Origin of the sequence: Peribacillus tepidiphilus, assembly GCF_009466385.1 — a bacterium.
Lineage (GTDB): Bacteria > Bacillota > Bacilli > Bacillales > DSM-1321 > Bacillus_BN > Bacillus_BN tepidiphilus.
In genome coordinates this window covers 27,465-47,713 of the sequence record NZ_WIAQ01000023.1, presented here as the reverse complement: position 1 = coordinate 47,713, position 20,249 = coordinate 27,465, and the positions used below count along the sequence as shown (strand labels likewise).

The window sequence follows — 20,249 nt, the reverse complement described above, 5'->3', positions numbered from 1 at the left end:
GAAATGACATTTAGCTATTGACCCTATCGTTACGTCATAGCTTACGCTAAATCTGGAGGTGATAAAGTGTATAAAATTAAAGAGGTAGCGGATTTTGCCGGAATCAGTATTCGAACTCTTCACCACTACGATCATATTGGACTATTACAACCTGCAGAAACAACAGAAGCAGGCTACCGGCTTTATACAAAAGAAAATCTGGAACGGCTACAGCAAATTTTATTTTTCAAAGAAATTGGTTTTTCGTTACAGGAAATTAAAGAAATTCTTGATCGTCCCAACTTTGATCGAAAAAAGGCATTGGAGAATCATCGGGAACTATTACTCAAAAAGAAGCAGCGGTTAGAAACCATGCTTCAGACAGTTCAAGAAACCGTACAGTCGCTCGAAGGAGGAATAGAAATGAGTGGTCAAGATCTATTTAAAGGCTTTGATATGTCAGAAATTGAAGAGCACCAAAAGAAATATTCCGAGGAAGCAAAGCAAAGGTACGGAAAAGAAAGAGTAGAGGCGGTCGAAAAGCGAACAAGCCAATATACGAAAGAAGATTGGGCAAGAATACAGGCTACAACAGGGGATATTTACCGTCGTATTGCTGAAAGAATGGATCATGAACCATCTGACCCAGAGGTACAAAAAGCAGTAGCTGAATGGAGACAATTTATTACAGATCATTATTATGACTGTACACTTGAGATTTTTCGGGGACTTGGCGACCTTTACGTCGATGATCCCCGCTTCACCAAAAACATCGATAAGTTTCAGCCGGGATTGGCAAAATTTTTACGGGAAGCCATGCATTACTACTGTGACCAGCAGGAGAAATGATACTCTGGGTGGGCTTTCCCGGAACGGGTTGATTTATTTAGAAAACGGGTTGAATTATTCTGAGAATGGGTTGAATTATTCCGAGAATGGGTTGAATTATCTCGAAAACGGGTTGAATTATCTCGAAAATGGGTTGAATTATTCAAACAACAGATTATATCCAGTAAAAAAAAATCCCCTCGCTATAAATGGTGAGGGGATTTTCCGTACTATTTCTTGTGCATCTTGAATTCTAAGAACAGCTCATTATAATAGGCGAGCATTTTTTTACCGAGGTTTTCGTATACTTCAAGTCGATCTGTTAGCTCGGCATCAGGATAAAAGCGTTCATCGCCTGAAATATCTTCAGGCAGTAATTCCAAAGCCTTTTCATTCGGGGTGGAATAGCCGACGTACTCTGCGTTTTGAGCTGCATTTTCTGGGTCCAGCATGAAATTCATGAACTGGTGAGCTCCTTCAATATTCTTCGCTGTTTTCGGGATGACCATGTTGTCAAACCATAGGTTCGAACCTTCTTTAGGGACTACATAATCAAGCTTTTCGTTTTCCCACATGATTTCAGCAGCATCTCCAGACCATACGACTCCTACAGCTGCTTCCTCGTTGGCGATCAGCATTTTAATTTCATCCCCAACAATCGCTTTAATGTTTGGAGTCAGGGTATCGAGCTTTTTCTTGGCCTCAATCAAATGCTCTTTATTCGTGTCGTTTAAAGAATAATTTAGGCTATTTAAGCTCATGCCCATTACCTCGCGAGCTCCGTCTACAAGCAAAATTTGATTTCTCAGATCCTGATCCCAAAGGTCATTCCAGCTAGTAATTTTTTTCCCATCTAGCATTTCGGAGTTATACACGATCCCCACTGTTCCCCAGAAATAAGGAATGGAGTATTTGTTTTTTGGGTCAAAAGATAAATCCATAAAGCGTGGATTGATGTATTTTAGGTTGGGAAGCTTAGAATGATCAAGTGGTATTAGCAAATCTTCTTCCTTCATCTTTGCAATCGCATATTCGGATGGAACTGCGATATCAAACGTTGTTCCACCCTGTTCAATTTTTGTCATCATCGCTTCATTGGAATCAAACGTTTGGTAAATGACCTTCAAACCCGATTCCTTTTCAAATTTATCAATCAGCTCTGGGTCAATATAGTCTCCCCAGTTATAAATCGTCAGCGTGTTATCTCCAGAGTAGCCCTCGGAGGAGTTCAGCTCAGCCACTACATATAGCAATCCGAAGGAAACGACAAATACAAGAATAAAAGCTCTTACAAGCTGTTTCATTTTTTGACTGTCACTCCTCTCGGACGAGTGTTACGCTGATTGATGAAATAATAGCCAATCACAAGGACGATTGTGAACAAGAATAACAGAGTTGACAACGCGTTAATGTTCAAGGAAATCCCTTGGCGCGCCATGGAGTAAATTTCAACAGACAGCGTCGTAAAACCGTTACCCGTTACAAAAAAAGTCACGGCAAAATCATCTAACGAATACGTTAAAGCCATAAAGAACCCGGCAAAAATACCAGGTGAAATAAACGGCAAGATGACCTTTGTTAATACATCCCAACGGCTTGCACCTAAATCAAGCGCTGCATCGATTAAGGTCGGGCTCATCTCCTGAAGCTTAGGAAGCACCATGATCACGACAATCGGTATGCTAAATGCGATATGAGACAGCAAGACAGACGTAAAACCGAGCTTAATACCGATGATTGTAAATAAAATCAGGAACGACGCCCCAATGATGACGTCAGGACTGACAATGAGAACATTGTTTAACGATAACAACGTATTTTTCATCTGACGGCTTTTGACATACATGATGCCTATGGCTCCAAAAACCCCGATGATCGTGGAAATGGCCGCAGATAATAGTGCAATAATCAAAGTGTTTAAAACAATGATCAACAATCTAGTATCCTGGAATACTTCCTTATACCAATCAAGTGTGAAGCCTTCAAACCCGTACATCGTACCGCCGCTATTGAAGGAGTAGTACACTAGGTAAAAAATCGGAGCATACAGGATGATAAAGACGATTGCTAAATATAAAGTTGAAAGCTTACCATTTCTTTTCAATCTTCATCCCTCGCTTCCGATTTCCTGTTACAATCATAATCAATACCATCGCAATAATTAGGAACACTGCAATCATGGAACCCATTCCCCAGTCCTGTGTAACAAGGAAGTGCTGTTCAATGGCCGTCCCTAATGTAATAACTCTATTTCCGGCAATCAAGCGTGTAATCATGAAGAGTGAGAGAGCCGGAATAAAAACTGCCTGGCAGCCTGCTTTAACCCCATCAATCGTTAGTGGAAATACAACTCGGCGGAATGTTGTCCAGCTGGAAGCACCCAAATCATGGGCTGCATCTACCAAAGATGGATTCAATTTTTCAAGTGCATTAAAAATAGGCAGAATCATAAACGGTATGAAAATATAAACCGATACAAATACAAAGCTGAAATCCGTAAACAGAATCTGCTTAGAACCGATGCCTAGAACATCGAGAAATGCGTTAATGGGACCGTACGTTCCGAAAATACCAAGAAACGCATACGCTTTTAATAAAAGATTAATCCAAGACGGTAAAATAATCAGCAGCAGCCATAGCTGCTTATGCTTTGTCTTTGTCAGCAAATAGGCAGCAGGATAAGCAACAATCAAGGAAAAGAAGGTAATTAAAAAAGCATACCAAAATGAGCTAAGTGTCATATTTAAATAAACGGGCGTAAAAAATTTTTCGTAATTGACGAAAGAAAATTCTCCCTCAATATTGAAGAAAGAATAATATAGCACTAACAGTATGGGCGCTATAACAAAAAGCAGAATCCATAATACATAAGGAATCATATAAAGAGCGCGCGCATTACTTTTCATGGCCAACCTCTTCATACGCTTCTAGACGTTTATCAAATTCTTCCTCTGTTTCGCCCGGACGCATAACGTGAATCGCTTCCGGATCGAAGAAAAGCCCGATTTCATCGCCCACTGTCGCTTTTTTTGTTGAGTGCACTAGCCACTCGTTTCCATCTTGATCGTAGCAGGAAATTTCATAATGAACGCCACGGAACAGCTGAGTATCTACCTTCACCTGAAGCTTTCCTTTTTCTGGAGTCGTAATTTCTAGGTCTTCAGGACGGATCACAATTTCAACCGCCTCATTCGGGTTCAAGCCTTGATCTACACACTCAAATTGTTTACCAGCAAATTCAACTAAGTAGTCGTGGATCATTTTACCTTTTACAATATTCGACTCCCCGATAAAGTCTGCCACAAATCGGTTAATAGGCTCATCGTAAATATCGGTAGGAGTTCCACTTTGTTCGATTTTCCCTTTATTTAAGACGAAAATTTCATCGCTCATCGCAAGTGCTTCCTCTTGGTCATGGGTAACGAAAATAAACGTAATACCAAGACGGCGCTGGAGCTCACGAAGCTCATACTGCATTTCCGTACGAAGCTTTAAATCTAAAGCGGACAGTGGTTCGTCAAGAAGGATGACCTCAGGCTCGTTGACAATCGCTCGAGCAATGGCTACACGCTGGCGCTGACCACCTGACATTTCGCGTATTTCGCGATTTTCATAACCTTCTAGATTTACAAAACGAAGGGCTTCTTTTACCTTTTTTTGCACGAGATCGTTTTTCATTTTTTTAATCCGAAGACCAAAAGCTACATTTTCAAATACGTTCAAATGCGGGAATAGGGCATAGTCTTGAAACACTGTGTTCACTTGGCGGCGGTTGGCAGGGACATTGTTGACGAGCTTACCATTCATATAAATCTTACCTTGAGAAGGCTCAATAAATCCGGCTATTAAACGAAGAATGGTTGTTTTACCACAGCCTGAAGGACCAAGCAGCGTGTAAAACTTCCCTCTTTCAATCTCAAAACTTACTTGATTTAGTACAGGAGGATCATCATCGTACTGCTTCGTAACATTTTCAAATCGTATAATCGTTTGATCTGACATAACGGTCTCCCTCTTCATAAAATGTTAGATTCTTTAATGTTCCTGTCGATCATGCTGTCTAATCATTTTCGTTCCTTTAGCTCTCCCTACAAATAGGATTCTGTTGCAACAAGAAGTAACTCAGACTTCCCATCATGGTTATTTACAATTTGATGCTCTTCCGAGGCATGATAATAGATTGCCTCTCCTGCTTTTGCAGTGTATGCCTGCTTCCCTAAAATCACTTTAATTCGCCCTGAAAGCACATAAGCAAAGGTTTCCGATAAAGAAGGCTCAAATTCCTTAAACTCACCATTTTTTTCAAAGGTGAGCAGTACCGGCTCCATTTCATTTTCATTTGATTCAGGAACAAGCCACTGAATGCGATACCCTTTCTCTTCATCGTAGAATTCAGTTTGATCTTCTTGTCGATACACCACTTTTTGCTCTAGCACTTCTTCATCAAAGAAATCCTTAGGCGAGCATCCTAAAACCTCTAAAATGTTAAAAAATGTTTCGATTGAAGGCGAGCTTAAATCACGCTCCAGCTGTGAAATATACCCTTTACTTAAATCCGTACGCTCCCCCAACTCTTCTTGAGTAAGGCCTTTTTTCAATCGTAAATTTTTGATTTTTTTTCCAATTTTCATACGTAAATTACCCTCAATCATGTTTAAAGTATGTAAACTATTAGTAAAGATTGTTTGCTGTAGCATTACTTTTAGTTTACAATCAACACGATTATTATACTAGATTGAACGAAAACTTCAACGAAAACTTCAACGAAAACTTTCCAATTTTCGACAATATTTTGAGCTCTACATTTTTTGTATGATCAGGTATTTGCGTCATAATTTCTTTGAAATTGGATTTTATTACAAGGTAAAATTAAAACTTATAAACGAATATAGACTTTTCGATTTATACCTCTCGATAAAATAAACAATTAACACAGCCTTTTTATAAAAAGAACTACAGCCTATGCGGCTGTAGTTCTTAGGTTGGAGACAAAGTATATTTCTCGCACATTCAGACTGATTGAAAACGCTTGTCAGTCGAGGAACGAACCCGTGCGAGGAGCGGAGTTACCCTAAATGGTAATGAGCACCGGAGGAGGGTTCGTGACGAAGAATGCGAGCGTTTGTCAACAGTCTGAGAACTACAGCCTATGCGGCTGTAGTTCTAGTTCATTCGAATATAAAATTTAGGCTCTTTTCGCATAGATTGTTATTTTTTGACTATAAAGTTTGCCCGTTGATTGCAGCGAGAGGCACTTGCTTTCCGCGGGAAGGGATGTCACTCCTCGGCGTTACTGCCTGTTGGGTCTCCCACTTCCCTCTATTTCTCGCAGGACATTGAATATGCTTCTTTGAAAAAACACCGCACGAAGGAAATGCGAATGCATTTTCCAGGAGTCAAGTACCCTCCGGTACAATCAACTCAGATAGTTAAAGGTAATTTACACTAAAAAAGCAACAAACTTTATGAAAACAGCCAAAATTAAGAGCTCAGAGTCTTTTTCTCGATTTTTTTCGGAGCAGTGCTTCCCATATAAAAGAAAACGACGCTCAGCAGCACGACACAAGTCATCGTCGTATAAAGCGTAAAACCACCAGATCCTGAAAGCAAATAGCCTCCAATAATGGGACCTAGAAAATGGCCTAAGCTCCGGAATTGTGCAGCCCCAAAATAGGCACCTCTCATGCTTTCATCCGCAATTTGGTCAATGACCAAGCTATTGGATGGAAAAATGAGAATTTCCCCCAATGTTAATAAACCCATCGCAACCATCATACCGATCCAGCCCTCAAAAAAGCCAAACCCGAACATCCCTAGAGCCATGCAAACTGCACCGGCTACCATTACTTCCATCGGCTTAAACTTTTCTGCTATGTGGCTCGTAGGCAGCTGTAAAATGATCACCATTATGGCATTCAAAGATAAGAGTACAGAATACAAATAAACTCCCTTCGTGAAGGAATCCTTTAAATACTGTGGCAAAGTAGAATCCATTTGAGAATAGCCTGCATTTACAAGAATCATTCCTAAAATCAATAATAGGAGCATACGATCTTTGCGGATGACATGGAAGACTGCCCTAATATTCATTTGACTCCGTTGCGTACTGATATTCCCGACTCTTAGATGTTTGTTCATTTGTAAAACCAATATAAGTCCATACAGGAGGTACATAGTACCTGTTACAATAAAGGATATATCAGCTGATTTTGTAGCAAAGTAGGCGCCCAACAACGGTCCTATGGCTGCACCAATATTAATGGCTGTGTAACGGAGTGAAAAGGCACGCATCCTTTTTCCCTTTTCGGTCAGGTCTGATATCAATGCTTGTGATGTTGGTTCGAAAAACGAGCGACACAAACCGTTTACTGCATTCAATATAATGAAAAGAATTGGAATACTAACTAACGAAAAACTATAAAAGACTGCAGACCAAGTAAACAGGGCAAAAATCATGACTGGTTTACGCCCGAACCGATCCGATAGATGCCCGCCAATAAATCCACCGATTGTTCCCAACAACGGACTAACTCCTATCGTAATACCAATTAATAACGGATGCATATTAAGGTCAGTAGACAAGTAAATGGCCAAGAACGGCATCGTCATGGAAGAAGAGCCTCGGGCAAACACCGTCCCTACCAATAGTGTCCAAACAATCGGATGGAACTGTTTGATATAATTTCTTAAAAAGTTCATGGTATTTTCCCCGCATTTAAATAAAGTATGGAAAATTATACAATAAAACTTCGAAAGACTAAATAGTTTTTTCAGATCTTTTCGAAATTTCCGCTTTTGTTTTTCCTTTTCCCACAGGAGTCAAGTACTCTCCGCTACAATCAACTCAGATCGTATCGTTACATTACATTAAAAAAGCAACAAACTTTACGAAAATAACCAAAAACAAATTCTTTCCTTCAAAGTTTACATAAATGTTGACGAAATAAATATGTAAGTTTATCATAAGAGCAATTCAATAGTTTCCTTCGGGGTCGGGTGGAATTCCCAATCGGCGGTGATGTAGCTTGGCTAATAAGCCCGCGAGCCCTTTTGGGCAGGATCCGGTGCGAATCCGGAGCCGACAGTAAAAGTCTGGATGGGAGAAGGAAAACAAGAGTTTGAAAATTGGACGTTCAAACTCTTATTTTGCTATGCATGTCATTGTATGATCGACCCCCATTCTTTTTGATGGGGGTTTTTTCTTTGAAAACAGGAAGAAATTGGTTGTGTTTTCATTACTTTTTAATAGGTGGATTTTTTCATTATTCTTCCGAATTTTCAAAGAAATTTTGCCAAAGGAGGTGTATTTTTGACGGATCAGGACTATTGGAAACTAGCTTTAGAACCGACGTGTCTAGGCCAAAATCCTGTTGTTAAATCAGTGATTGTGAACCAGGGTCCATACGGCGGTTTAAGAGCCTATTTAAAAGCTGGCGAGCCGCATTCCGAGGTCCATGCCATCAAAATGGCTTGCAGCAAATCAAAAGGCGCGACTATTTACGTTATGCTCGAACCATGCAGTCATTACGGGAAAACTCCGCAATATGCAGGATTACAAATTTTCCTTATCCCATGTCCACATCATTCAATCCCCCGAAGAAAACGTCCAAAATCCACATGTCTTGACTCTACTAAGACAAGAAGGCATTTCGTCCTTGCTTGTTGAAGGTGGAGAATCCATTCATGCGAGTTTTATTGAAGATCAGCTTTTCCAAGAAATCATTGCATATATTGTCCCAAAATGGATTTGCGGCACAACCGCTCCTTCTTTTTTGAGCTCTTAAAAGAGGTTCCTTCCCTTTTATTGACGTCCGTTGAACAGCCTGGAAGGGAGTTAAAAATAACAGCTGTTCCAGAAAGGAGTTAATCATGTTTACAGGCATTGTAGAAGAAATCGGCTTCGTGAAAGAAGTTCGGCAAAGTTCGATGTCTTTACGTCTGACAATCGCTGCTGAAAAAATTCTTTCTGACGTCCACATTGGTGACAGTATTTCGGTAAATGGCGTTTGCTTAACTGTCACTTCCTTTAACGACGGAGCATTTTCTGTTGATGTGATGCCCGAAACGGTTAAATCAACCAATCTAAACCACATCAAAATAGGTTCTCAAGTGAATCTGGAACGTGCTTTGGCTTCCGGTGCACGTCTTGGAGGACATTATGTAACCGGACATATTGACGGGACCGGAATCATCAAACACAAGCGGCGAATGGAAAATGCCGTGTACTACGAAATCGAAGTCTCTCCATCCCTTTTGCATTACATGGTCATGAAAGGCTCCGTTGCGGTGGATGGAACAAGTCTAACGATATTCGATCTTTCACGACACTCTTTTACAGTCTCCTTAATTCCCCACACTCTCACTGAGACCATTCTAGGGGAAAAAAAACCGGGTGACAGTGTGAATATAGAATGCGATATTTTAGCGAAGTACACGGAAAAACTTCTGAAAAGCCAGGCAAAAAGCCAGAAGCTAGACGAAGCTTACCTGAGAGAACACGGATTTATGTAAAAACCATGAATTGAGGTGAACCACTCATGTTCCATTCCATTGAAGAAGCGATTGCAGATTTAAAAGCCGGAAAAATCATTATCGTTGTGGATGATGAAGATCGCGAAAACGAAGGAGATTTTGTTTGTCTAGCAGATAAAGCAACTCCGAGTGTGATTAATTTTATGATTACACATGGAAAAGGGTTGCTTTGTGTACCAATCGCGGAAGAAATTGGTCATCGTCTGCAACTTCATCCAATGATTCAGCAAAATACAGACCCACATAAAACCGCTTTTACAATTAGTGTGGATCATATAAATTCTACCACCGGAATTAGTGCATTTGAACGCTCTGAAACCATTATGAAGCTCATTGATCCAGACAGTATCCCTTCGGATTTTGTAAGACCGGGACATGTTTTTCCGCTCCTTGCAAAACCTGGCGGAGTATTAAGAAGAGCTGGACATACAGAAGCCGCCGTTGATTTAGCCATTCTGTCGGGCAGTTCTCCTGCCGGAGTGATATGCGAAATTATCAAAGAAGACGGGACAATGGCCCGACTTCCTGATTTACTAGACATTTCAAAAACACATAATATAAAAATCATTTCAATAGAAGATTTAATTGCATACAGAAGGACAAGTGAAAAACTTGTAAAAAGAGAAGCAGACATTCTTCTACCCACCCCTTTCGGTGAATTCAGGATGATTGGGTACTCTAATGTCCTGGATGGTAAAGAGCATGTCGCTTTGGTAAAAGGCAAGTTGGATCCTGACAAACCTACACTTGTCCGCGTCCATTCGGAATGCTTAACAGGCGACATTTTCGGATCCTTCAGATGCGACTGTGGTCCGCAGCTTCACTCTGCACTTGCACAGATTCAAGAAGAAGGCCATGGTGTCCTCCTTTATATGAGACAAGAAGGCCGCGGTATTGGACTATTAAATAAACTGAGAGCTTATGAGCTACAGGAGCAAGGCTATGATACTGTTGAAGCAAACAGACATCTTGGATTCGAAGATGATTTAAGGGATTACGGAATCGGAGCCCAAATCTTGCAGGATCTTGGAATTAAGGAAATAAGGCTTTTAACCAACAATCCGCGTAAAATTGCGGGCTTATCTGGCTATGGACTCGAAATCGTAGAAAGAGTACCGATTCAAATGCCTACTAAAAAAGAAAATGAGCGCTATTTACAGACAAAAAAAGAAAAACTTGGACATCTTCTACACTTTTAAAGGAAAACAGGAGGGTTTTTCATGAATAGAGTATTCGAAGGAAATTTAATTGGTAGTGGATTAAAAATTGGTATTGTTGTTTCCCGCTTTAATGAGTTTATTACGAGCAAACTGCTTTCAGGCGCACTTGATAGCCTCAACCGACACGGCGTAGAGAAAGAAAACGTAGATGTGGCATGGGTTCCGGGAGCGTTCGAAATCCCATTAGCAGCCAAAAAAATGGCGGATTCCAAACGATATGATGCTATTATTACGCTTGGAACGGTCATTAGAGGATCCACATCCCATTATGATTATGTATGCAATGAAGCCGCAAAAGGAATTGCCCAAACATCCCTTTCATCCGGAATACCGGTCATTTTTGGTATTGTAACGACAGAAAATATCGAACAAGCCATTGAGCGTTCCGGAACAAAAGCAGGCAATAAAGGATGGGAAGCAGCTGTATCAGCCATTGAAATGGCCAATTTGACACGCAGCTTAGAAGGATAATAAACACAGCAATACACAAAAGTACATGCTGCTGATTATGGACTTTACATTTTTTCAACACACTGACCCCCATAACTTGAGGATTGTACCCGAAGTTTATAATAACAGGATTACTTCATCACTGTTATAGGTAAAACTTCAGTAAATGGAGGTTAGAATCATGGTAGAATCATATATCAATATCGATCAATTGCTTGAAGCTACCACCGAGGTTGCTGAAGAAAATGTATCTTTTTTGTTGAAGCCCATTGACATTGATCATTTATTGAGCAGCACACAAGACTGGTAGAAGCAGCTTTAATATAGAAAAACTATCTAAAATGAGCTTGGAAGATCTTTTCCAAGCTCATTTTCATTTTTCTCGCTAGACAAAAAAACACATTAGAATTTATGTGAATTCTAATGTGTTTTACATCGTTTTCACCTCTGAAGTGAACCTGTTAGCATAGATGGGTTGCCCTTTTATGGTTAGCTAATTTTTTCTTTTTCAAAATCATACGTTTCTTTCATTTTGCGTTTCTTCAATAGACCGGCTGAGACTACAGCAGCTACAACTAACAACTCAAATCCGTATTTAACAAATTCGTTTGTGAAGAAATCTTTTAAAAAGGGTTCTCCAACAATCATTTTAGAAGCAGTCCAAGCCAAAACAGCTGCACCCATTACAATGATGACAGGATAACGCTCAATCCATTTTAAAATAATCGTACTACCCCACATAACCACTGGCACAGAAATGAGCAGGCCTATTATAACGAGTAGAGTGCTACCATGAGAAGCACCTGCTACAGCAAGCACATTATCAATTCCCATTAAGGCATCTGCTACAATAATGGTTCTGACAGCTGCCCAAAAGCTATTGCTCGCTTTAACATCACTATGTTCATCCTCATCAATCAAAAGCTTGTACGAAATCCACACAAGCATAACCCCTCCGGCAAGTAATAATCCCGGAATTTTTAATAGCCACACCACCGCAATCGTGGCAATAGAGCGAATAAGTACTGCACCGAGTGATCCGATTAAGATAACCTTCTTCTGTTGATGCTTTGGTAAATTACGGGCTGCTAGACCAATGAGAATTGCATTGTCCCCAGCTAATACTAAATCAATCACAACGATTGTTAACAGTGCTGTAAGAAATTCCATGCTTAATAATTCCATTCCTGTTTCCTCCAGTTTCGATTTTATCTCAGAAGAACCTGTTAAAAAATAAATAGACCTCTGCCATAGAAGGCAAAGGTCTCGCTAAGCACATGTATGCCAACAAAGCCGATGGGCAAAACCCATGTAATGACGACTTTGTTTCAGATGAAAATCTGACGCTACTCCCCTTTACATTGAAAGGTGACTATTTAATTGATTACCTCTTGTATTATAACCTATTTTTACCCTAAGTAAATAGTAAAAAGATAGAAAATAAGAAATAGATCATTAGAAAAGCGGATAAGACTTACAGTTAGACATAAAAAGGAGACTAAAACAGCCTCCTTTTTACAATTTTAATATAGTAACAGAAAAGCTTTCCCTTTATTTCTTTCTCGGAATTGTAAGTGATTTCCAACCTTCAGATTTGAGCTGCTTGGCAATGTAAACAATTTGTCCGACATGATAAGAATAATGGTACATCTGCCTCTCAATTGCTTGAAGAACGGTATGCTCCTCTTGACGAATGGTCACCGTCTTCAGTAAATCTTGTTCCTCAATGTCTCCCAATACGGATAAGAATACGTTCCATCCTTTTTCCCAATAAGCTAACACATCACTTCGATCGGAAAAATCATTGATAAACTCTCTATCCCGGTTTCTATTTTCTTTTTCGCCATCGGTTTTGAAAAAATCTGTCCATCTTGAAATCATATTCCCGCTCATATGCTTCATAATGACGGCTATGCTATTGGAGTCCCCATTAGCTGACCAAAATAGATCTTCATCATTTACTTGGACGATTGCATCTTCAACCGTCTTTTTCATATATGTAAAACGCTCGTTGACTACTTTTATATATTCTTTTCCTATACTCATTTTTTCATCTCCTCCGGTACTAGCTTCAGCGTATCACCTTTAAATTCTTTTATACTGGTCGCATGATAAGATCAATCGGTCCAATCCTGCATTTGATTTTGATACCATTTGCTTTTGACATGACCCGAATGTTCTGGACCTACAATGTGATAGCCAGTTTCTAAATCCACTTTATCTATTAATATTCGGGATAAATGTAAATTTTTCCTATCGATCAATAAAAAGAGTTGGAGATATAAAGGGACTGATGAATGAATGACCGATATATCGGAATGACAGCTGATATTTTGTTCCTAACGACCGATATATCGGGAATGACGACCGATATTTTGTTCCTAACGACCGATATATCGGGAATGACGACCGATATTTTGTTCCTGATGACCGATATATCAGGAATGACGACCGATATTTGGAAATAACGTCCGAAATCTTGCTCCTAACCGAGCTGGAATCCTTTTGATTTAAGCGAAAATCCTCTCGATTTAAGCGTTCTGCCCCTCGATTTAAGCGAAAACCCTTGTGATTTAAGTGAACCTTTTTTCACGGTTAGCCTGTCCCTATAAAAATCTGCAGGTGGATAGTCATTTCGGTTATTTGTCGTTCCTGTACCTAAAAAATAAGTAAAGGCTAGCATCTCTTAAATTAACCAGGTGTAAACTCACGAAACTGCTGTAACAGCAAACAAAAAGGCTTACCCATAAGTCATAACAACTTATAGGTAAGCCCTTTTATAAGGTATTTTAAGAGGGGAAACATACCTTATATAACAATTTTTTTCGACAACGGATACCCGAACCCAATAGTTTTTGGGATAGACCATATCGTTGCCTTTAATAGGATGAGGGGGTGAATAATTGCTATCCTAATTTAATGATAATGATTTTCATTATCGTTTGTCAATAGACTTTATAAAACTTTTTAAAAAAATCATTCAGTTTTTTCCAATACTTGTCCAATTTTTAAAAAACGGAATCGTACACCTAGCTCTAATGGGAAAATGTTCTTCTCAAGAGGAAATTGTATCTCCATATATCATATAGGGAATCCTATCAATTAGAGGAGGTGTGGAAAATGGCACAAGATGTACTTTGTGAAGTTGTAAACTGTGTACACAATCGAGAGGGAAAGCTCTGTGATGCTACACAAATTTTCGTTGTTAGTCATAAAGGTAAAGAAGCCAGCAGCAGCATAGAAACGGATTGTAAAACCTTTGAACCAAGTGATATATAAAATATTGATGAAGGCAACCATTCTAATGGTTGCCTTCATCTAATGCTGGGATTCTTCGTAACAATCTCAACATCCTTTTTATTTAAAAACCTTCACACGTTCTTCTAGTGGTTTGAATTCCTTTTCGCCTGCAGGAGCTGTGGGTTTTCCGAACGGCATTTGTGCAATCAACTTCCATGTAGCCGGGATATTCCATTGCTTTTGCACTTGAGCGTCGATTAATGGATTATAGTGCTGTAACGAAGCGCCTAAACCTTCTTCTTCTAAAAGAGTCCAAATGACAAATTGTAGCATACCATTTGATTGCTGGGACCAGATCGGGAAGTTGTTTTTATAAAGCTCAAAGTTTTTTTGTAATTGTTCAATGACACTTTGGTCCTCAAAAAACAAAACAGTACCGTATCCGCTTTTAAAAGAATTGATTTTCTCTTCTGTTGCAGCAAAAGAGTCAGTAGGAACAATTTTACGTAGCTCTTCCATCGTAATATCCCATAGCTTATCATGATGCTCTCCAAATAAAACGACCACTCTTGCACTTTGAGAGTTAAAAGCAGATGGCGTATGCTTCACCGCATGATGAACAAGTTCTTGAATTTTTTCTTCTGATACGATTTTATCCTTGCTAATTGCATAAATAGAACGTCTGCGAGCAACCGCTTCTTTAAAAGAATGATTTACACTGCTTTGCTCTTGAATAGGATCTTTAAATAATTTTGTTAATAAACCCATTGTTAGCACCACCTTTTTTTTCGTTTTTATGTTTCCCTATTTATTTTGAAACCATAATTGAATGTTTGTTCCTGATGGATCCTTTGTAAGAACTACTCCATCTTGCTCTGAAACCTCTGCTCCGAGATTTTTAAGGTTTTCTACAGCATTATTTCTAGCCGCTAATGTTGGATAAACGATAGAAAACCACTTTAGGCCCACGCTGTTTTCATCAGGAGCTGGAGCCCCTACACCATTCCACGTATTCATGCCAATATGATGATGGTATCTGTTCGATGAAAGGAAGTAGGCTTGATGTCCATATTTGCTGACCAAATCGAATCCAAGTGCCTCGCAGTAAAATTTTTCTGACTCTTGAAGATCTGAAACATGCAAATGAATGTGCCCTAATACAGTTCCTATCGGCAGCCCCATCCAAGCTTCGTTATTCGCCTCTGCCAGCACACCTTCTGCATCCATTGGAACAGTCGCCATTTCCACTTGTTGTCCCTTCCATGACCACTTTTCTGCAGGTCTATCCCGATAAACCTCAATTCCGTTCCCATCAGGATCTGCAAAATATATGGCTTCACTTACCAAATGGTCTGATGCTCCTTGGATCGGATACTGCTTTTGAAGCAGATGAAGTAAAAACTTCCCAAGCTCCTTCCGGTTTGGAAGAAGGATTGCAAAATGGTATAGACCCGTTGTCCGGGGCTGTTTTGCGGTCACATCGTCTGGTTGTTCCAAAATCAGAAACGGTGTTTTCCCATCAACCGACAGATACGCTTTTTTCTCAGAAAGTTTTTCACCTTGAAAGCCAATAATTTCTTTATAAAACGTTAAAGAACGGTCCAGGTCTTCAACTTTCAAAGAAATTGGACCAAGATAAGTAGCTGGGTAACTATGAAAGTTCATGTTCTGCTGTCCTCCTATTTGAATGGCTTTTAATACGAGAAATTCTTTCATCTATTGCTAGAAAAGAATTTCCATTCAGCGCAAGATAAATGGAGATGACAAGCAGCGCTAAGTCTAATTCATATCCCGCCATCTGACCATTACCAAAAAATCCGGCAGAGAGCTTCACCTTGAAAATAGCACCTATCATTATTATGGCTAAAAGTACAGATACGATTCTTGTGCCTATTCCAAGAACAAGAGCGATTCCGCCAGCTGTTTCAATGAAAGCTACCACATAGGCTAAAATCCCTGGAAGACCGATTGTCTCAAAGAATTTTGCGGTATTTTCAATACCTCCCTGCCATTTTGCTAACCCGTGGATGAAAAATGCGATACCTACAAATATTCTTAAAATAAATGCGCCAATCTCATGCTGTTTCATTTATTTACAACCTTTTGCTTAGTTTGTTTTATAGGTAACTTACAGGCAGTTGAAAGGCTCCGGAATACGTTTACGACCTTCTAACCTGTAAGTCAGTTACTTTATGTAAGTAAGTATATGTTTATAATTTAAATACGTCAAGTAATTTATTTATAAAATATAATTATTTTATTATTTGTAACATTGAGCTATACTATAAATAATAGGAGTGAGTTATGATGAACCAAAAATCACTATGTCCTCGTTTTGAAAAAGCGATGTCTATATTAAGTCAGCGATGGACGGGGCTGATAATTTATCAACTTCTTTCAGGTGGTCCTCAACGCTTTAGCACAATTGAATCCGCGATCAACATTAGCGGACGCGTCCTTTCAGAAAGATTAAAGGAATTGGAGCAGGAAGGAATCGTCAAACGTGAGGTCTACCCAGAAACACCTGTCCGCATTGAATATTCGTTGACGGATAAAGGTCGGGCACTAGAACCCATCTTGAAAACCATTGAGAAATGGGGGCAGGACTGGCTACCTGTTATGGAAGAATAGTAAAAAACTGCAGCCTTTTTTTAGCTGCAGTTTTTTATGTTTTTTTGGGGATAGAGTGAAAGATCTTCAGTCTCAACTAAGGCTTCGGATTAATGCTCCACGCTAAACCAAACATCATAAATGTAAATACAAACAGAAAAACACAAATCCCGATTCCCCACCATGCACATAGTCTTGACCGTTTGCGGGTAAATAGACCAACAATTCCTAGAAAAAGTCCGATGAGCGGAAGCTGTACAAGAGCCGTTTCCGGAAATGCTTTTGTTTCTAGCAATAGGGCTGCATTTAAACCGGCAAGCGCAATCAGACCGATCACGAAGGATAGGAATCCCGTCCAGGTTTGAAGGGTTCCATCTCTTTTGATTTTCTTTTTTACTCCCAGTTCCATAATTTTACTTCCCCCACTTTCATTGCACGGATATCCTTTATCTGTTCAAGCTTCCTTAATTCCGCTGTAGGACCAGTAACGACCGCTCCATATACTTCAATCCCGTTTTTCTCTATATAGGAGATACGTTCATCTAAATTCAGTGATTTTGCTCTTGCCACCTTAACCGCAACCTCTTCTTTTTTTTCTAGCAGCTTCAAAATATCGAGAAATACCTTTTCATTACTTTCCCGGCCATTAAAGGGAGACCAAGTAGTCGTGTCAATTTGAGAAGGGTAACCAATTGGTGAAACTGGAAAACCCTCCTTATCAAATCCCTTTGACTCTAAGCCGCTATTCACTGCATACCAACGAGACTCCACATCCATTGAAAGCAGCTCTTCCACTTCCTTAGGTCTCATGATTTTAGAAAAAGAAAGATATACTTCTGATACCGTTCCATCTGGTAATCCTTTTAAAAGGTCCCATTGTGATTGCGTGTCAAAAGGTACATCATTTTTCGGATGAACCATTACTTCAGTTTCTGGCATTGGTACTTCAGCAAGCGGTCGATCCAGCTTCCACTCTTTTTTTGGAAAATTTGGCTGATCTAAATAAAAATGAAGGGAATACTCCCCAGCTTTGTAATCCTCACTACCAATTCTTTTGAAAACATCGAACATGATGTCCATCGAAAAAATTCCGATATCTTCCTCCAGCTCCATTTCTTCTACACTCATGTTTGGTTCGGTCACATAAATCGTTTTAGCCGCCACATCTATCAAATGATTCGCTCTTCCCCCGATGGCGTAGTATAGGTAGGTACCAAGCGTCAAAACGGGTAATATGAATAATAGGCAGGCTAAGCTAATCATAATATTCGTCATTCGCGCCCTATTTTTCCCAGATTGAATAATTTTTTTCTGGCCCTCATCCGAAAGACCATGAATTTGTTCCATTTCTATTCTGGAATTACTGATCAATTGCTGATAGATGGATTCATCCTTTGAACTAATCTTTTCATCGGTCATCACGAATTCTCCTTTCCTTAATCATCTCTATTAGCTTCTTTCGCCCTCTAAAAACGTGACTTTTCAAGGTGTTAAGTTTGAGATCCAATACATCAGCCGCTTCCTGATAATGAAGCTGATGCAAATCACATAACAAAATAGCATGCTTTTCATTTTCTGGCAGTGTATGAATACAACTCAACAGCATTTTAAATCCCTCTCTGTCCAAAAAATCCTTCTCAGGAGTTTGGCTATGCTCCATGCTGTAAGACAGCTTGTCACTAAGCGTCACCCTTTTATGTTTTCGGTTATAATCGATAAAAGCATGATAAGCGACCTTAAATAGCCAAGCCTTTATATTTTGAAATTCATAGTCCTCCATTTGCAGATATGCTCGGTAAAAGGCTTCCTGTACCAAATCTTCTGCTGTGTAATGATCTTTGGAAAGAGAAAACAAATATCGGTATAAATCGTTTACGTGCTGTCTGTATAGATCATCCAGATTCAACCTTGCTCCCCCTTTCACACTATCCACGATTTACCATAACAAAAAGTTGCACATAATTGGAAAATTTTTTGCAAGCAAACAAAATACGCCGTTCCTCATTTAAAAGGGAGGAACGGCGTATCCATTTACTTGGAAATTTTTGATTGTAACAGGTTATAAAATTGGTTGCTGTCATCCGGTCGCAAATGTACCTTTGTGACTTGCTTTTCGAAGCCGTAACTAAAGTAATCCTTCAGCTACTTTACTGCTTGTATTAATCTCATCATCTGGTTCATTGTCACTTCAATCTGTTTGGAAGCTACTTCAAATTTCATGGCCTCTTCCAAAGGAAGGCATTCCGTCTGTATGGAAAAGGCGGCATCCAGTACCTTATTTAACTCACCTAAATCATGATCAATCCGGCCAGCAATCCCAATGACGGGAATACCAAATTGTTTAGCTAGCCGCGCTACTCCGTACGGAACTTTCCCCATGGAGGATTGGCGATCTAAGCTGCCTTCACCTGTTATAACTAAATCGGCATCTCGAATCTTCTCCTTCAATCCAACTAGCTCCATGACCATTTCAACCCCTGGCTTCATTTCGCCCTGCAGGAAGCTAGCGATTCCACCACCTAAACCACCTGCTGCACCGGCTCCAGGAATGTTTTGAACCTCTATGCCGAGATGCTCTTTTATAAGACCTGCAAAACGACGCATTGCTTGATCCAGGACTTCAATATCACGGTCACTTGCCCCTTTTTGTCTGGCAAATACATACGCAGCTCCCTTTTCACCATAAAAAGGATTGTTTACGTCGTTTGCCACAATAAAGGTGCACTCTTTTAACTCAGGCAGTACATGTTGATCAGAAAAATCGTATACTTCCAGCAAAGGATTTCCATGATGAGATAGCTTTTCGCCATTTTTATTATAGAATTCCCAGCCAAGTGCCTGAAGCATTCCACAGCCTGCATCATTTGTGGCACTTCCTCCGAGAGACAAGATAAAATGCCGGTATCCTTTTTGGATGGCGTCTTTTATCTGTTCGCCCAATCCATAGCTGTTTGTTTTTAAAGGATTCCGTTTGGCTGGGGGTACTAAAGGAAGACCTGTACTCTGAGCACATTCAATAAAAACATGTTGGATTTCGTTGTACTCAAAAACAGCATACTCCGCTTCAACGATCTCCATGATCGGGCTGTGAACTGAAACAGGAATCTTCTTTCCTTTGTTTACATAAAGCAACGCCTCAATGGTTCCTTCCCCACCATCCGCCATCGGGACAATGTCCACTTCTGCATTTGGTAAAGCCTGTAATAGACCTCTTTTCGCTGCTTCTCCGACTTCTAGAGAAGAAAGAGAACCTTTAAAAGAATCGATTGCCATTACACATTTCATGTTATGCACTTCCTGACTATTTTTGAATCAAAAAAAGGGAAATTACCAAAAATGGAACCCCTTTCATCCTTTCTTGTATCTATTATAAATCGGTTTTCACTTTCT

24 protein-coding genes and 2 riboswitches are annotated in these 20,249 nt (G+C 39.7%); of the genes, 9 read left to right on the top strand and 15 right to left on the bottom strand.

Features of this window, described 5'->3' with window-relative positions; genetic code table 11:
- The first annotated feature begins 66 nt into the window (after nt 1-66).
- Complete coding sequence (locus GD441_RS12320) at nt 67-828, top strand: MerR family transcriptional regulator (protein WP_153126740.1); 762 nt, start codon at nt 67-69, stop codon at nt 826-828.
- 209 nt (nt 829-1,037) lie between these two features.
- On the opposite strand, the gene GD441_RS12315 is transcribed toward GD441_RS12320, so the two are convergent.
- From GD441_RS12315 to GD441_RS12290, 6 genes are all read right to left on the bottom strand, one after another.
- Complete coding sequence (locus tag GD441_RS12315) at nt 1,038-2,111, bottom strand: ABC transporter substrate-binding protein (protein WP_153126739.1); 1,074 nt, start codon at nt 2,109-2,111, stop codon at nt 1,038-1,040.
- Nucleotides 2,108-2,911, bottom strand: coding sequence for an ABC transporter permease (locus tag GD441_RS12310; RefSeq protein WP_153126738.1), 804 nt, complete (start codon nt 2,909-2,911; stop codon nt 2,108-2,110). Before GD441_RS12310 ends, GD441_RS12315 begins: the two co-directional genes overlap by 4 nt.
- The gene (locus GD441_RS12305; RefSeq protein WP_153126737.1) at nt 2,895-3,713 is read right to left on the bottom strand and encodes an ABC transporter permease; all 819 of its coding nucleotides are present in this window, start codon (nt 3,711-3,713) and stop codon (nt 2,895-2,897) included. The genes GD441_RS12310 and GD441_RS12305 overlap by 17 nt, the downstream gene beginning before the upstream one ends.
- The gene (locus tag GD441_RS12300; protein WP_153126736.1) at nt 3,703-4,809 is read right to left on the bottom strand and encodes an ABC transporter ATP-binding protein; all 1,107 of its coding nucleotides are present in this window, start codon (nt 4,807-4,809) and stop codon (nt 3,703-3,705) included. Before GD441_RS12300 ends, GD441_RS12305 begins: the two co-directional genes overlap by 11 nt.
- Nucleotides 4,810-4,895: 86 nt before the next feature.
- Complete coding sequence (locus tag GD441_RS12295; RefSeq protein WP_153126735.1) at nt 4,896-5,438, bottom strand: helix-turn-helix domain-containing protein; 543 nt, start codon at nt 5,436-5,438, stop codon at nt 4,896-4,898.
- A gap of 850 nt (nt 5,439-6,288) precedes the next feature.
- The gene (locus GD441_RS12290; protein WP_225434221.1) at nt 6,289-7,506 is read right to left on the bottom strand and encodes an MDR family MFS transporter; all 1,218 of its coding nucleotides are present in this window, start codon (nt 7,504-7,506) and stop codon (nt 6,289-6,291) included.
- A 279-nt stretch (nt 7,507-7,785) separates the two neighbouring features.
- Nucleotides 7,786-7,919, top strand: a riboswitch (FMN riboswitch).
- Nucleotides 7,920-8,261: 342 nt separating this feature from the next.
- On the opposite strand from GD441_RS12290, the gene GD441_RS17235 reads away from it, so the two are divergent.
- From GD441_RS17235 to GD441_RS17475, 5 genes are all read left to right on the top strand, one after another.
- Nucleotides 8,262-8,591, top strand: coding sequence for a dihydrofolate reductase family protein (locus tag GD441_RS17235; protein ID WP_225434220.1), 330 nt, complete (start codon nt 8,262-8,264; stop codon nt 8,589-8,591).
- Nucleotides 8,592-8,676: 85 nt separating this feature from the next.
- Nucleotides 8,677-9,318 carry a riboflavin synthase gene (gene ribE / locus GD441_RS12280; RefSeq protein ID WP_153126733.1) on the top strand — a complete coding sequence of 214 codons (642 nt, stop codon included), beginning with the start codon at nt 8,677-8,679 and terminating at the stop codon, nt 9,316-9,318.
- A gap of 26 nt (nt 9,319-9,344) precedes the next feature.
- Entirely contained in the window at nt 9,345-10,538 is a 1,194-nt protein-coding gene (locus GD441_RS12275) for a bifunctional 3,4-dihydroxy-2-butanone-4-phosphate synthase/GTP cyclohydrolase II (RefSeq protein WP_153126732.1), read from the top strand.
- A 21-nt stretch (nt 10,539-10,559) separates the two neighbouring features.
- Nucleotides 10,560-11,030 carry a 6,7-dimethyl-8-ribityllumazine synthase gene (gene ribH / locus GD441_RS12270; RefSeq protein WP_153126731.1) on the top strand — a complete coding sequence of 157 codons (471 nt, stop codon included), beginning with the start codon at nt 10,560-10,562 and terminating at the stop codon, nt 11,028-11,030.
- Nucleotides 11,031-11,190: 160 nt separating this feature from the next.
- A complete protein-coding gene (locus GD441_RS17475; RefSeq protein WP_263862446.1) occupies nt 11,191-11,319 on the top strand; it encodes a hypothetical protein in 129 nt (42 codons plus the stop codon).
- A gap of 179 nt (nt 11,320-11,498) precedes the next feature.
- Here GD441_RS17475 and GD441_RS12265 read toward each other — a convergent pair whose 3' ends face one another.
- Nucleotides 11,499-12,194: a TerC family protein gene (locus GD441_RS12265; protein ID WP_153126730.1), complete on the bottom strand. Its 696-nt coding sequence runs from the start codon at nt 12,192-12,194 to the stop codon at nt 11,499-11,501.
- Between the two features lie 86 nt (nt 12,195-12,280).
- Nucleotides 12,281-12,376: riboswitch (yybP-ykoY riboswitch) on the bottom strand.
- A 184-nt stretch (nt 12,377-12,560) separates the two neighbouring features.
- Nucleotides 12,561-13,055 carry a DUF1572 family protein gene (locus GD441_RS12260; RefSeq protein ID WP_153126729.1) on the bottom strand — a complete coding sequence of 165 codons (495 nt, stop codon included), beginning with the start codon at nt 13,053-13,055 and terminating at the stop codon, nt 12,561-12,563.
- A 251-nt stretch (nt 13,056-13,306) separates the two neighbouring features.
- Here GD441_RS12260 and GD441_RS12255 point away from each other — a divergent pair, with 251 nt between their 5' ends.
- Both GD441_RS12255 and GD441_RS12250 read left to right on the top strand, forming a co-directional pair.
- Nucleotides 13,307-13,477 (top strand): hypothetical protein, encoded by a 171-nt coding sequence (locus GD441_RS12255; protein ID WP_153126728.1) that lies wholly within the window; start codon nt 13,307-13,309, stop codon nt 13,475-13,477.
- A gap of 652 nt (nt 13,478-14,129) precedes the next feature.
- Nucleotides 14,130-14,288: a DUF1540 domain-containing protein gene (locus GD441_RS12250; RefSeq protein ID WP_153126727.1), complete on the top strand. Its 159-nt coding sequence runs from the start codon at nt 14,130-14,132 to the stop codon at nt 14,286-14,288.
- A gap of 78 nt (nt 14,289-14,366) precedes the next feature.
- On the opposite strand, the gene GD441_RS12245 is transcribed toward GD441_RS12250, so the two are convergent.
- From GD441_RS12245 to GD441_RS12235, 3 genes are read right to left on the bottom strand one after another with little or no spacing between them, the layout of a single operon-like run.
- A complete protein-coding gene (locus GD441_RS12245; RefSeq protein WP_153126726.1) occupies nt 14,367-15,017 on the bottom strand; it encodes a nitroreductase family protein in 651 nt (216 codons plus the stop codon).
- Nucleotides 15,018-15,053: 36 nt separating this feature from the next.
- Nucleotides 15,054-15,914, bottom strand: a complete 861-nt coding sequence (locus GD441_RS12240; RefSeq protein ID WP_153126725.1) for a VOC family protein — start codon at nt 15,912-15,914, stop codon at nt 15,054-15,056.
- Entirely contained in the window at nt 15,901-16,338 is a 438-nt protein-coding gene (locus GD441_RS12235; RefSeq protein ID WP_153126724.1) for a DoxX family protein, read from the bottom strand. Before GD441_RS12235 ends, GD441_RS12240 begins: the two co-directional genes overlap by 14 nt.
- Nucleotides 16,339-16,556: 218 nt before the next feature.
- Between GD441_RS12235 and GD441_RS12230 the strand changes: the two genes are divergently transcribed.
- Nucleotides 16,557-16,880 carry a winged helix-turn-helix transcriptional regulator gene (locus GD441_RS12230; RefSeq protein WP_153126723.1) on the top strand — a complete coding sequence of 108 codons (324 nt, stop codon included), beginning with the start codon at nt 16,557-16,559 and terminating at the stop codon, nt 16,878-16,880.
- A 76-nt stretch (nt 16,881-16,956) separates the two neighbouring features.
- On the opposite strand, the gene GD441_RS12225 is transcribed toward GD441_RS12230, so the two are convergent.
- The 4 genes from GD441_RS12225 to GD441_RS12210 form a co-directional block, all read right to left on the bottom strand.
- The gene (locus GD441_RS12225) at nt 16,957-17,268 is read right to left on the bottom strand and encodes a hypothetical protein (RefSeq protein ID WP_153126722.1); all 312 of its coding nucleotides are present in this window, start codon (nt 17,266-17,268) and stop codon (nt 16,957-16,959) included.
- Nucleotides 17,253-18,278, bottom strand: coding sequence for an anti-sigma factor (locus GD441_RS12220; protein ID WP_153126721.1), 1,026 nt, complete (start codon nt 18,276-18,278; stop codon nt 17,253-17,255). Before GD441_RS12220 ends, GD441_RS12225 begins: the two co-directional genes overlap by 16 nt.
- A complete protein-coding gene (locus GD441_RS12215) occupies nt 18,268-18,765 on the bottom strand; it encodes a sigma-70 family RNA polymerase sigma factor (RefSeq protein ID WP_153126720.1) in 498 nt (165 codons plus the stop codon). The genes GD441_RS12220 and GD441_RS12215 overlap by 11 nt, the downstream gene beginning before the upstream one ends.
- A gap of 236 nt (nt 18,766-19,001) precedes the next feature.
- On the bottom strand, nt 19,002-20,144 hold the full coding sequence (locus GD441_RS12210; RefSeq protein ID WP_153126719.1) for a glycerate kinase family protein: 1,143 nt from the start codon (nt 20,142-20,144) through the stop codon (nt 19,002-19,004).
- Nucleotides 20,145-20,249 lie beyond the last annotated feature (105 nt).